We start from the raw sequence: 13,277 nt of genomic DNA, 5'->3' as shown, positions 1-13,277 counted from the left end.
AGCCCACAACCGTACGAACATTATGATTTGAGTTCACCAAGAAAGATGTCATTCCAGCGCGTGACGCTGGAATCTAGACTTTATTATGCAGCCAATTGGTTGAAATTAAGTCTTCTGGATCCAAGTAGTCTGGGCACTGGCGTCTTGGATAGAAATCAGTATCAGCTACTTATACCAATTCCCATTACACGGCAAACAGATAGACAATAATAGAAGACAAGCCATAATGAAATAAGTGAAATAGTCGAGGTATAAATGGCACTAAGATCAAAATTATTGGATGAAGAAGTAGTAAAATCAGCAAAAAAAATGCTGAAGAAAGTAAGGAACAATGCATATGTTGCAAAAAAACTAAATGCTGTAATTGCAGCAAAAAAGCATAGTATAACGGCTGTAGCAAAAATATATTGCATTTCAAGAAGCGCACTAACTTCGTGGATAAAACTCTTGAAATTAGGCAGAGAAGAAAAATTGTTTGCTCCTCCACAACGGCGTAGAAAAACTAAATTAAATCAGGCTCAACTACAGCAAGTTGAAGCATGGGTAGGAGAAAATCCTAATATTACCATTAAAGAAATGAGAATAAGAATCCAGGAAAAGTTCGGCTTAAATATTAGCAAATCTACAGTACACCGCTATATGCAAAAGATGAAATTCTCTTATATTACACCAAGACCAGTACACAATGTACAAGATAAAAGAAAACAAGAGGAATTCAAAAAAAAATCTCAACGAAGTTATTGGCAAGTATTCTGAAAAAGAGCTGTTTTTCTTCGATGAATCGCGGTTTGGCACACATTCAAAGACCGGGCATGGATGGTTTAAAAAAGGCGTCAGAACAAAAGTTAAGGTAAAATTAGGTAGGGAAAATTTTTATCTCTACAGTGCAGTTAATCCTAGAAATGGGGAGAATTCTAGCTTGTTTGCACCGAATGTCAACACTGATTGTATGAATATATTTCTTGAGCAAATGTCTCAATATTTGGGACCACGAGAAGCCTTTCTTGTTATGGATTGTGCTAGTTGGCATAAGTCGAAAAGTTTAAAGGTACCTAAAAATATTGAGATTATATACCTACCACCATACTCACCTGAACTCAATCCAGTTGAGAGGCTTTGGTTGTATGTAAAACAGAACATTTTGCGCAATAAAATATACGATACTATTGCTTTGCTTGAGAGTGCTTTGTGTAAATTTATTACTTCTCTTACCTACTCCACAATTAAACAACTCTGCTATGTATCCTATTTGAATGACCAACAATGAGAATTGGTATTAGATGACACCACTTTTGTATGGAAACCAGTGTCACTATGACAACCTTCATCTCGCTACGTGTTAGCGGATACCGTGACGGTATGACTAGGGAGTACGCATTAGCGGAATCTACTGAGACGCCCGTAATAGCCCTATTTCTATAGTGAGTCATTCCCTCTTATCTACTTTTAGAATTAATAAGAGCAAACTTTTTTTCAACTTGTTGTATGATTTTATAAAAGTGATCGAAATCTAAGCTTGCACTGCCAATTAAAACTCCTGATAAATTTGAGATACTGAGCAAATTTTCTATATTTTCTGAACTGACTGAACCACCATATATAATGTGTTTTTTACTAGTACACAATTTTATTACCTCTATCACCTCAGCAATTGCATCATTATTTGGCACATGACCTGTGCCTATTGCCCATATTGGCTCATATGCTACGGTATATTCACCGTGTGTTGGCAAGCGGTTTTTGCATTGATATTCTATTACTTCTTTTGTTTTTTCATTCTTATAATCTTCTGAATTTTCACCTACACAGATAATTGGGTGTAAGCCTGATTCTATTGCTATTTCCGACTTAAGTTTTATTTCACTATCTTTTTCATTGGCCCTTTCAGAATGCCCAAGTATTACGTAAGTACACCCTAGTTCTTTTAACATTTCTGCGCTGATTTCACCTGTGTAAGAACCAGACTTTTTATGATGGCAATTCTGTGCTCCTATATTAATATTATTGTTCAACTCTATACTGCTTGGAAATGATGTAAAAGGAGGGCAAATTACTAATTTAGAGGTAATTTCGTTGCTCTTGTTGTTAAGTTTGCCTATAAAGTCAACAAATGAAGAACGCATTCCATTCATTTTCCAATTTGCTACTATTAAAAAGGACATCAACTTTACTTATATGGGCGAGAGTGCCGACTGTCGGACTTGAACTGACAACCTACTGATTACAAGTCAGTTGCTCTACCAATTGAGCTAAGCCGGCGTTAAACACATTAATAATATACAATTATCAATGAATTTTAGTCAACTAATTTTTAAAATACTGTATAATGAAAATAATATGAAAAAATTTTTACTGAAGCCAAAAAAGAGTCTAGGGCAAAATTTTATTTTATCGAGTGAGATAACAAAAAAAATCGTCGCTTTAGCTGGTAGTCTGGAAAATTTTAATGTCATTGAAATTGGTCCTGGATATGGTGCATTAACAAGAGAAATATTGGTGCATAATCCAAAGTCTCTACTTTCTATAGAAAAAGATAGAGATTTAGTAAAACACCATGACCAACTGCTAAATGAGCATCAAGGAAAGTATAGAATTATAGAAGCGGATGCACTGCATGTTACAGAAGAAGAGCTGATAGAGCGCCCAGTTAAAGTTATTGCTAACTTGCCTTACAATACCTCGGTAGTGTTATTTTTAAAGTGGTTAAATAATATAAAATTTTTTACGAACTTGACATTAATGTTTCAAAAAGAGGTAGCAGATCGCATTACGGCAAGACCCAATTCTAAAGATTATGGTTCCTTATCAGTGCTAAGCCAGTTACTATGTGATATAAAAAAGGAATTTGATATTGAACCTAAAGAGTTTTTTCCAAGACCAAAAATACATTCTTCAGTAATTACAGTAAATCCTTTGCCTACCCCAAAGTTTGCAGTAAATTTGGAAACCTTAACAAGATTAACACGTGCCGTTTTCGCTCAAAGAAGAAAGATGCTGAGAAATAGCTTGCAAAATATAACGAACCACGCTGAAACTGTCCTTGAAAACGCTAAATTGAGTGGAAACCAGCGTCCAGAAAACTTAACCATTGAGCAGTTTTGTTTGCTGGCAAATAATGTAGAATGCTTATTTTGCAATAAAATATATTAGCAACCATATAGCCTTTCTATCCCCTAAAAACAGTTAGAGCTATACGACAGAGCCACACCGGCTTCTATAGCTCCGCTTCTGTCATCCTATGGCTTACTGTACGAACATTGCAATATGGCACATAGTAAACGATGTCATTCCAGTGCTTGACACTGGAATCCAGCTTTTTCATAATCATCAAAACGTTGTATTTTAACATAAAACGGCTACTTTTATGTTTACCAACTTAATAAAATTCCTGGATCCCAGTGTCTAGGCACTGGGATGACACCCTCCTGCTAGACAATATTCGTACAGTTGTGGGCTTGACCATAGGATCCAGCTTATAAAAGCTGGATTCCAGCGTCACGTGCTGGAATGACAACTTAAGGCATCACCTATAGTTACTAGTCTAACTATAAATATATTTTGGTAAACCTAAATTGCTTTAGCTATAGCTCATTTTGCAAAAGCCCTATTGCAATTTAATTAATTGGCGTATAAGCTTTAAATAAAGCCTATGAAAAAAATGGAAGCTTGTTATTCGTTTGACGATATACTTCTTTTGCCAGCCTATTCTGATATATTACCTTGCGATGCAGATACAAAAACTTATTTAACAAATAGTATAGAACTAAATATCCCTCTCATATCCTCTGCAATGGATACTGTTACTGAATCGGGCTTTGCAATAGCTATTGCCCAACATGGAGGGATAGGTTGCATACATAAGAATTTATCAATAGATGAACAAGTTTTAGAAGTAAGAAGGGTGAAAAAATATGAAAGTTGGATCGTGTATAACCCAATTACGATTTCACCGGATAAAACAGTTGCGGAAGCAATTTCATTAATGAGAGAGCACAATTATTCTGGCATTCCTGTAGTCGATCAACGCAAGTTAGTTGGAATTTTAACTAACCGAGATGTGAGGTTTATTGAAGACCAGAACATGAATGTAAAAGTTTCCGAAGTGATGACAAAAGATAAGTTAGTGACAGTGCGGGAGCAGGGAGTGAATAGTGCCTCAGCAATGAAATTGTTGCATGAAAATAGAATAGAAAAGCTTTTGGTCGTAGATGAAAATTCTTGTTGTATAGGTTTAATTACGGTTAAAGACATTGAAAAATACAATAGATACCCAAATTCATGTAAAGACAGTAAAGGGCGTCTCAGAGTTGCCGCTGCAATTGGCACTGGTAAAAAAGATGGTATAGAAAGATGTGAAGCTTTGATCGGAGAAGAAGTTGATGTAGTTGTTGTGGATACTGCTCACGGTCATTCCGAAAACGTTATCAATACCATTAGGGAAATAAAAAAGATGTATCCTAATACGCAATTAATTGGCGGAAACATTGCAACAAAGGAGGCTGCTGAAGTGTTGATTGATGCGGGTGTTGATGCAGTGAAGGTCGGAATAGGGCCAGGATCAATCTGTACAACCAGAATAGTTACAGGTGTTGGTGTGCCACAATTCTCTGCAATCAAGAATGTTGCAGAGGCGTGTAGAGCAAGAAACGTCAGACTAATTGCTGATGGTGGGGTAAAATACTCAGGAGATGTTGCAAAAGCTATTGCAGCTGGTGCTGACTCTGTGATGATTGGTTCGATTTTTGCTGGCACTGACGAAAGCCCAGGTGAGATTATCATGTATAAGGGCAGAGCATATAAAGGCTATCGAGGAATGGGATCTATTAGTGCAATGAAACGAGGTTCAGCTAGCCGTTATTTTCAAGATAAAGATTCAAAACTCAAATTAGTTCCACAAGGAGTGGAAGGAAGAGTTCCATTCAAAGGTCCAGCTTCAGGAGTAATCCATCAATTGATTGGCGGATTGCAAGCTGCAATGGGGTATACTGGTAATAGGAATATAGAAGAGATGAAAAAAAATTGTAAATTTGTTACTATTACTGCATCAGGATTAAGAGAGAGTCACGCTCATGATATAGTCATTACACAAGAAGCTCCAAATTACGCTTATCAAGCGTCCAATTTGTCAACCGATTCAGAGTAGTGACCGTTTATTATTTTGCACCCCAGTCTTTTTCAAATATTGCTAACCCCTGGTCAGTAAGTGGGTGATTAATTAACTGTCTAAGTACTTTTGCTGGCACAGTAATTGAATCAGCACCAAGCCTTGTAGCTTCTATTACATGTGCTGGGCTTCTCACTGATGCAACAAGAACTTTAGTATCAAAACCGTAATTAGAATATATAGTACATATATCTTCTATTAGCGATAAGCCATCATAGCTTATATCATCAAGGCGACCAACAAAGGGAGAAATAAAACAAGCACCGGCCTTAGCGGCAAGCAGTGCTTGTCCAGGAGAAAAACATAATGTGATGTTAACAGGTATTTTATGCTCTGTCCACAACTTTTTACAAGAAATTAATCCTTCATATGTAAGGGGCAATTTTACCACAACATTATCAGCGATTTTCGCTAACTTAAGGCCTTCTTTAACCATATCTGCATGGTTATTTGCAACAACTTCAACACTAACAGGCCCCTTGATAATAGAGCATATTTCACGCACTAAATCCTCGTATTTATCTTTACGCCCGGACTTTGCTATTAAAGAAGGATTAGTTGTTATGCCGTCAATGAACTCCTTTAGTTCTTTAATTTCATTTAAATCAACGCTATCAAGAAAAATTTCCATATTAATCTCCTATAAAAAAAATACCCTTGCAAAATCTTGTCATTAAACTCCTTGCATAACCATTGTTTACATGAAAAACCAGTAGCCCACCCTTTAGTATCATTCCAGCGCGTGACGCACAACTGTACGAACATTGTGATTTGTAGGTAATTTGCGTAGCAGACATTGTCATTCCAGTGCGTGATACTGGAATCCAGAAAAAAAAGAAAACAGGTTCCAGTGTCATGCACTGGAATGATAGGAGGTAGTGCAAGAAACCTATTGGTTTGCAAAATAGATCCCAGTGTCGGAGCACTGGGATGACACCTTGGAGTTTCTGGGATAACGAAAAAAGAGCATTTGGAGCAACGATCTTACAGCCATTTGAATGATAATTGATTTTTTGCCTAAAGCAGCTAAGAAAGATGTTTCTCATTAAGATACCTTAAACATATACTAATTCTTTTGCTCTTCAACGATTCCTCATCATGAATTACATGATCAAAAATCTGAACTTGGTTCGCCATAATGCTACAATTGTTATCTGCAACTTCCAACACACCATTATCAACTACAACTTTTTCTTTTTTTTGATTACCCATTTTAATGGTAATTATACCAGGCAATAAATAAATTAAGTAAGGAGCATGGTGAGCTAAAATCATAAGCTCCCCTTCGAGCCCAGTTACTGAAAGAGAAATCACTCCACTGAATGAAATTTGATCATCAGGAGAGAAAAATTGCACTCTAAAAGTATTCATAATCTTTAACTTTTATTTAGCTTCAGCTTGTATTAATTCAGCCTTTTTTATTGCTTCATCTATATTCCCCACCATATAAAAAGCAGCCTCTGGTAAGTGATCATATTTACCTTCAACAATCTCTTTAAAACTGGAAACAGTATCAGAAAGTGAAACAAATTTACCAGGCATACCAGTAAATATTTCTGCAACGTGAAAAGGTTGAGAAAGAAATTTCTGAATCTTACGAGCCCTATCAACAATAATTTTATCTTCATCAGATAGCTCATCCATACCAAGTATTGCAATAATATCTTGCAGTGATTTATAAGTTTGCAATATACGTTTCACCTCAGAAGCTACCTTATAATGTTCTTCACCAATGATTTCAGCAGATAAAGACTGAGAAGTTGAATCAAGTGGATCAACAGCAGGGTATATTCCCATTTCAGCTATTTGCCTTGACAATACTGTGGTTGCATCAAGGTGAGAGAATGTAGTTGCTGGAGCTGGATCAGTTAAATCATCTGCAGGAACATATATAGCTTGCACAGAAGTAATAGAGCCAGAAGTTGTTGAAGCTATTCTTTCTTGCATTGCACCCATATCAGTTGCAAGGGTTGGCTGATAACCAACAGCTGACGGTATTCTTCCAAGTAAAGCAGAAATTTCAGAACCAGCTTGTGTAAATCTAAAGATATTATCCACAAAAAATAGAACATCTTGGTTTTCACGGTCACGAAAATACTCTGCCATAGTAAGTGCTGTTAAAGCAACTCTAGCCCTTGCTCCAGGAGGCTCATTCATCTGACCATAAACCAAAACAGCTTGAGACTTTTCATGCTCATTTATATTTATTACATTTGAAGTGATCATCTCGTGATAAAGATCGTTACCTTCACGCGTTCTCTCCCCTACCCCAGCAAACACAGAAAACCCTTTATGAGCTTTTGCTATATTATTAATTAATTCCATTATCAGGACTGTTTTACCAACACCGGCTCCACCAAATAAGCCGATTTTTCCTCCTTTAAGATAAGGTGCAAGAAGATCTATAACTTTTATTCCCGTAACTAAAACTTCTTCCTGTATTCTCTGTTCAGTAAAACTTGGAGGTGCTCTGTGTATAGGCTCTAAGTTATATTTTCCCTTCAGTGGACCACACTCATCTATAAGCTCTCCAACAACATTAAAAATCCTTCCTAAAGTTGAACGCCCAATTGGCACCGATATTGGTGCACCTGTATCAACAAATTCATCCCCCCTTGACATGCCATCTGTGCTATCCATAGCAATACAACGAACTATATTGTCACCTATATGTTGCGAAACTTCTAAAACCAGCTCCTTACCCTTATATTTTAGTTTGCTTTTTAAAGCATTAAATATTTTAGGCAATTCACCTTCAAATTTTATATCAACAACTGCTTGAGTTACCTTAATCGCTCTACCTATATTCATCTCTTTATTTTTATCACCTAACACTATAATTCCATAAAAGAACTTCTAAAGAAAATAAATCTTATATTATTAATAGAAATTTTGCAACATTAAAACGCTTACTAGTTACGCTTCATTACAAACAATGCAAATGCATTTAATAGCCAAGTAATAATAAACAATACTAAACTAAGCGCATAAGCAGCAAGAGTTTGTACACTATTGAAATCCTGATCTCCGGTAAGTAATGTAGCGATCTGCACGGTAATGGTAGTAACTGAATTAAGAGGGTTAAAAGTCAAATTTGCGTTGATTCCCACAGCCATTAGCACAATCATTGTTTCACCTATCACTCTTGAAATTGACAATAAAATTGCACTTAAAATTGTAGGCATTGCATAAGGTATTGTTATATGCCATATAGTTTCCGCTGGAGTTGCGCCAAGTGCCATGAAGCCATAACGCAAGCTTTTTGGAACAGATCTTATGGCATCTTCGAGTAAAGAAATAATAAAAGGAAGAATCATTATCCCAATCGATAAACCGGCAACTAAGGCACTTTCTGAGTGTATACTTAAACCAAAAAAATTTGCTACCTGCTTTATAAAGAAAGACAAAAATACAACCGCGAAATATCCATATACAACCGTAGGAATAGCAGATAAAACTTGCAAAGTTGTATTAACAATATAACGCACTTTCTCACTCGCATATTCACTAATATATATTGCAGAAAATAAACCAAGCGGAACGACAACTAACATTGCTATAATAGTTATAAGTAATGTACCCACTAAAAGCGGCGCTATACCAAAACATCCTACCTTCTCTTTATTGACAGTGACTACATTGTGGCCCCATTTCAAGCAAAACAAGAATTCTGAAATAGTTACTTTATTAAAAAAATCAATAGATTGAATAAAAATAGATAGCATTATAAATAAAGTGATAAAAAATGATATGGCTAAAGCCACAAATAACGAAAGTTTTATTATCTTATTTCTTTTATTTTTAAAGATAAAAGCAAGCATGAAAAAAAGTAACGCTATAGAAATAAAAGTTACAAAACAATTATTATAGAGCATTAACAACCAAGTTAGCATCCATATACAACTAAGATATAGATAAGGTTTAACCTTATTTACTTCTTGAAACCTACTAAAACAAAATAAAAAGATTAATAGGACAGGTATGACTATCACCGAATTCATTTTCCCATGCATCAAATTTTATTCTACGAAAATGTCATACAAGTTCACCATCATTTGACAATAAAGTAAAACAATTTAAAATAAATAATTATACTAATATAAAAACAATGAAGAGAACATTTCAACCAAAAAATTTGATAAGAAAGCGCAGACATGGATTTCGTTCACGTATGGCAACAAGAGCTGGAAGAAAAATCCTTAATAGGCGCCGTTCATTAGGGTGTAAAAAATTATGCGCATAGTAAGTATAAAAAAAAAGATTTTTCCTTTGCTTTCAAAAATAAGTTAGCACTCAGCAGTCTTTTTTATCGTGGGCTTTATATATCATTGTACGCTATAAAAGAAAGAGAACCTGAAAAGTACATTCATGCTATTAGAGTAGGTCTGGCTATCAGTAAAAAAGCCGGAAAAGCAGCAAAAAGAAATAAAATAAAAAGGCAATTACGAATGCTTGCTAAAATTAACATTTTAAATATAAGCAATATAGGGCACTACTACATAATACTAACTCATAGAAACATTATGCAAGCAAGTTATAAAAACTTACAAAAAGATCTAACTATTTGCTTAAAAAAGATAAAATAAAAAAAAATCTCAATTAAGGTATTTACAACTATATTTTTTATGATAACATAAGTAAAATTTTTAAAATAAATTAACGGGTGTGGGTGTTTAATGGTAGAGAGTAGAAAAGAACAAGATAAAAATCTCAATATAAATACAAATAATGTTAAAGAAGATTTTTATGAATATAAAGAATCTAGTTATCGTACACAATGGGAATTAGCATTTGAGCAAAGTCAATACTTAGAGCAGAATAAGAATAAGCCTAGACCGCAATTATTAGATTTGAATATAGAAGCGACTTCTCGTAATAAAAGAATTATTAAAAGACGATAAAAAGAAATTTTTATAAACTTGGCGGCGACCTACTCTCCCTTTTCAAGTACCATCAGCGCTAAAAAGTTTCACTTCCGAGTTCGAGATGAGATCGGGTGGTTCATTTTTGCTATAGCCACCAAGTCAATAAAAATTTCTAACTTAACAATTTTAACTTAATATTTAACACTGCATATACACATATAGAAAGCAAATAAATCAATCAGGCTATTAGTACTAGTTAGCTTCACATGTTACCATGCTTCCACACCTAGCCTATCAACGTAGTAGTCTTCCACGGCCTTAATTGGGAAATCTTTTTGAAGAGGGTTTCTTGCTTATATGCTTTCAGCAATTATCCCATCTATACATAGCCACCCAGCGATGCTATTGGCATAACAGCTGGTACACCAGAGGTATATCCATCTCGGTCCTCTCGTACTAGAGTCAGATCTTCTCAAATTTCCTTCACCCACGGCAGATAGAAACCGAACTGTCTCACGACGTTCTAAACCCAACTCACGTATCACTTTAATCGGCGAACAGCCGAACCCTTGGGACCTTCTTCAGCCCCAGGATGTGATGAGTCGACATCGAGGTGCCAAACGGTGTCGTCGCTATGAACGCTCGAACACCATCAGCCTGTTATCCCCGGCGTACCTTTTATCCGTTGAGCGATGACCCTTCCATACAGAATCACCGGATCACTATGACCGACTTTCGTCTCTGCTTGGCTTGTCAGCCTCGCAGTCAGGCAAGCTTATGCCATTATACTATCAAGCTGATTTCCGACCAGCTCTAGCTTACCTTCGCACGCCTCCGTTACTTTTTAGGAGGCGACCGCCCCAGTCAAACTACCCACCATACAATGTCCTAGTTCCAGATAATGAAACATAGTTAGATATCAAAAGTGTAAAGGGTGGTATCTCAAGGTTGACTCCATTATAGCTAGCGCCATAACTTCAAAGTCTCCCACCTATCCTGCATATCACACTTTTAATAGCAATGTAAAGCTATAGTAAAGGTGCACGGGGTCTCTTCGTCTAACCGCGGGTACCCCGCATCTGCACGGGGAATTCAATTTCGCTGAAGTGATGTTGGAGACAGTGGAGAAATCGTTACGCCATTCGTGCGGGTCGGAACTTACCCGACAAGGAATTTCGCTACCTTAGGACCGTCAGTGTTACGGCCGCCGTTTACTGGGGCTTCAATTTAGAGCTTGCACCCCTCCTATTAACCTTCCAGCACCGGGCAGGCGTCAGACCCTATACTTCCACTTACGTGTTTGCAGAGTCCTGTGTTTTTAGTAAACAGTCGCTACTCCCTATTTTGTGCCACCTACTCATAGTTGCCTAAAAGCAGGTTACCCTTCTTCCGAAGTTACAGGTATAATTTGCCGAGTTCCTTCAACATCATTCTTTCAACACCTTAGTATACTCTACTCATCCACCAGTGTCGGTTTGCGGTACGGCCTCATAAATATAAGTGCTATTTCCTGGAGCTTCTTTTAAGCATAGATCAATCCAATAAGATCTATACAAATACGAAACCCGTCACACTTAAGAGGTTTAGGAATATTAACCTAATTGCCATCGACTACTCCTTTACGGACTCGCCTTAGGAACCGACTAACCCTACGCAGATTAACTTAACGTAGGAACCCTTAGATTTTTGGTGAGAGTGTTTTTCACACTCTTTTACGCTACTTATGTCAGCATTCTCACTTCCGATATCTCCAGCAGTTTTCACAAACCACCTTCACAGACTTACGGAACGCTCCGCTACCGCGCCTATTGATCGAAATCAATAAGCACTCACATCTTCGGTATACAACTTTAGCCCCGGTACATTTTCGGCGCAGAAAAACTTATTTAGACAAGTGAGCTGTTACGCTTTCTTTAAAGGATGGCTGCTTCCAAGCCAACCTCCTAGCTGTAATGGTTTTTCTACTTCCTTCCCCACTTAGCTGTAATTTTGGGACCTTAGATAGTGATCTGGGTTGTTTCCCTTTCCACCACGGACTTAGCACCCGTAGTGTGCCTGCTGTATAATTAATTGCTGGTATTCGGAGTTTAGTTAGATTTGGTAAGACGGTGAATCCCCCTAGTCTATCCAGTGCTCTACCCCCAACAACATACATACAACGCTCTACCTAAATAGATTTCGCGGAGAACCAGCTATTTCCAAGTTTGATTGGCCTTTCACCCCTAATCACAACTCATCCAATAATGTTGCAACATTAACTGGTTCGATCCTCCAGTGTGTTTTACCACACCTTCAATCTGGTCATGACTAGATCACTTGGTTTCGGGTCTAATCCATAAAACTAAACGCCCTATTCAGACTTGCTTTCGCTACGCCTACACCTAACGGCTTAAGCTTGCTTCATAGATTAACTCGCTGACCCATTATGCAAAAGGTACGCTGTCACCCTAAACATCAATAAATTGATATAGAGCTCCAACTGTTTGTAAGCACTTGATTTCAGATTCTATTTCACTCCCCTCCCGGGGTTCTTTTCACCTTTCCCTCACGGTACTTGTTCACTATCGGTCGTTAAGGAGTATTTAGGCTTGGAGGATGGTCCCCCCATATTCAAACAGGATTTCACGTGCCCCGCTCTACTCAAGGATTTAAAAACTTTCTACTTATACAGGACTATCACCTTCTATGGTTACTATTTCCAGAGTATTCTAATTCTTATTCTTAAATCACTAGCCTTTTCCGCTTTCGCTCGTCACTACTAACAGAATCTCGGTTGATTTCTTTTCCTTTGGCTACTTAGATATTTCAGTTCACCAAGTTTGCTTTACATACTTAGTATGTAATAACTAGCTAAGCTAGCTGGGTTTCCCCATTCGGAAATCTGCGGATCAAAATTTGTTGACAATTCCCCACAGCTTATCGCAGCCTGCCACGTCCTTCATCGCCTCTTAACGCCAAGGCATCCATCAAGTGCTCTTAATAATTTATTTATCCGACTATATGCAGAATATGCAGAGTTAAATATTATTAAAATTGAATTGAGATTAAATTAATCTCTACCATAAAACTTGTCAAACATCTAAAAACTAAATTAATCTTTTATATATTATAACCTAACAAATAATATGTCAACGCCTTTTTGCACAAAACATTTACTTATATTATCAACAACAATATACTAGCAATCCTAAACAGTACAATCTGAGAAATATGCGGTAAACTTATATATACAGTAAAAATTAATGAAA

13 protein-coding genes, 1 tRNA gene, 2 rRNA genes and 1 pseudogene are annotated in these 13,277 nt (G+C 36.7%); 7 read left to right on the top strand and 10 right to left on the bottom strand.

Going from position 1 to position 13,277, the window contains the following annotated elements:
• The first annotated feature begins 27 nt into the window (after positions 1-27).
• Positions 28-210: a hypothetical protein gene (locus tag ACWHVF_RS01535; RefSeq protein ID WP_156488214.1), complete on the top strand. Its 183-nt coding sequence runs from the start codon at positions 28-30 to the stop codon at positions 208-210.
• A gap of 45 nt (positions 211-255) precedes the next feature.
• A protein-coding gene (locus tag ACWHVF_RS01530) for an IS630 family transposase (RefSeq protein WP_447933057.1) occupies positions 256-1,267 on the top strand; the annotation gives its coding sequence in 2 pieces (ribosomal slippage) (positions 256-717 and positions 719-1,267; 1,011 coding nt in all).
• A gap of 169 nt (positions 1,268-1,436) precedes the next feature.
• On the opposite strand, the gene ACWHVF_RS01525 is transcribed toward ACWHVF_RS01530, so the two are convergent.
• Both ACWHVF_RS01525 and ACWHVF_RS01520 read right to left on the bottom strand, forming a co-directional pair.
• Positions 1,437-2,162: a triosephosphate isomerase gene (locus ACWHVF_RS01525; RefSeq protein WP_447933097.1), complete on the bottom strand. Its 726-nt coding sequence runs from the start codon at positions 2,160-2,162 to the stop codon at positions 1,437-1,439.
• Positions 2,163-2,186: 24 nt separating this feature from the next.
• A tRNA-Thr gene (locus ACWHVF_RS01520) sits at positions 2,187-2,259 on the bottom strand.
• Positions 2,260-2,337: 78 nt separating this feature from the next.
• Here ACWHVF_RS01520 and rsmA point away from each other — a divergent pair.
• Positions 2,338-3,150, top strand: a complete 813-nt coding sequence (rsmA, locus tag ACWHVF_RS01515; RefSeq protein WP_064125328.1) for a 16S rRNA (adenine(1518)-N(6)/adenine(1519)-N(6))-dimethyltransferase RsmA — start codon at positions 2,338-2,340, stop codon at positions 3,148-3,150.
• Between the two features lie 226 nt (positions 3,151-3,376).
• Here rsmA and ACWHVF_RS01510 read toward each other — a convergent pair whose 3' ends face one another.
• Positions 3,377-3,499, bottom strand: a complete 123-nt coding sequence (locus ACWHVF_RS01510) for a hypothetical protein (protein ID WP_447933096.1) — start codon at positions 3,497-3,499, stop codon at positions 3,377-3,379.
• A gap of 150 nt (positions 3,500-3,649) precedes the next feature.
• On the opposite strand from ACWHVF_RS01510, the gene guaB reads away from it, so the two are divergent.
• Entirely contained in the window at positions 3,650-5,143 is a 1,494-nt protein-coding gene (gene guaB, locus ACWHVF_RS01505) for an IMP dehydrogenase (protein WP_064125324.1), read from the top strand.
• 10 nt (positions 5,144-5,153) lie between these two features.
• Here the strand turns inward: guaB and fsa are convergent, their stop codons facing one another.
• From fsa to pstC, 5 genes are all read right to left on the bottom strand, one after another.
• Positions 5,154-5,795, bottom strand: a complete 642-nt coding sequence (gene fsa, locus ACWHVF_RS01500) for a fructose-6-phosphate aldolase (protein ID WP_064125323.1) — start codon at positions 5,793-5,795, stop codon at positions 5,154-5,156.
• Between the two features lies 1 nt (position 5,796).
• Positions 5,797-6,210, bottom strand: coding sequence for a hypothetical protein (locus tag ACWHVF_RS01495; RefSeq protein ID WP_064125322.1), 414 nt, complete (start codon positions 6,208-6,210; stop codon positions 5,797-5,799).
• A complete protein-coding gene (locus tag ACWHVF_RS01490; protein WP_064125321.1) occupies positions 6,191-6,535 on the bottom strand; it encodes a F0F1 ATP synthase subunit epsilon in 345 nt (114 codons plus the stop codon). Before ACWHVF_RS01490 ends, ACWHVF_RS01495 begins: the two co-directional genes overlap by 20 nt.
• A gap of 12 nt (positions 6,536-6,547) precedes the next feature.
• Positions 6,548-7,975, bottom strand: a complete 1,428-nt coding sequence (gene atpD / locus ACWHVF_RS01485; protein ID WP_064125327.1) for a F0F1 ATP synthase subunit beta — start codon at positions 7,973-7,975, stop codon at positions 6,548-6,550.
• 101 nt (positions 7,976-8,076) lie between these two features.
• Positions 8,077-9,165, bottom strand: coding sequence for a phosphate ABC transporter permease subunit PstC (gene pstC / locus ACWHVF_RS01480; protein ID WP_064125326.1), 1,089 nt, complete (start codon positions 9,163-9,165; stop codon positions 8,077-8,079).
• Positions 9,166-9,272: 107 nt separating this feature from the next.
• Here pstC and rpmH point away from each other — a divergent pair, with 107 nt between their 5' ends.
• From rpmH to ACWHVF_RS01465, 3 genes and pseudogenes are all read left to right on the top strand, one after another.
• Entirely contained in the window at positions 9,273-9,407 is a 135-nt protein-coding gene (rpmH, locus tag ACWHVF_RS01475; RefSeq protein ID WP_011256888.1) for a 50S ribosomal protein L34, read from the top strand.
• Positions 9,408-9,474: 67 nt separating this feature from the next.
• Positions 9,475-9,750, top strand: a pseudogene (gene rnpA, locus ACWHVF_RS01470) (ribonuclease P protein component); the annotation flags it as partial.
• A 90-nt stretch (positions 9,751-9,840) separates the two neighbouring features.
• Positions 9,841-10,065: a hypothetical protein gene (locus tag ACWHVF_RS01465; RefSeq protein WP_064125319.1), complete on the top strand. Its 225-nt coding sequence runs from the start codon at positions 9,841-9,843 to the stop codon at positions 10,063-10,065.
• Between the two features lie 16 nt (positions 10,066-10,081).
• Here ACWHVF_RS01465 and rrf read toward each other — a convergent pair.
• Together rrf and ACWHVF_RS01455 are read right to left on the bottom strand one after the other, a co-directional pair.
• A 5S ribosomal RNA gene (gene rrf, locus ACWHVF_RS01460) occupies positions 10,082-10,188 on the bottom strand.
• 66 nt (positions 10,189-10,254) lie between these two features.
• A 23S ribosomal RNA gene (locus ACWHVF_RS01455) occupies positions 10,255-13,019 on the bottom strand.
• Between the last annotated feature and the right edge of the window lie 258 nt (positions 13,020-13,277).

It is taken from the genome of Wolbachia endosymbiont of Dactylopius coccus, from assembly GCF_977011065.1.
This window is presented reverse-complemented; position numbering and strand designations above follow the sequence as displayed.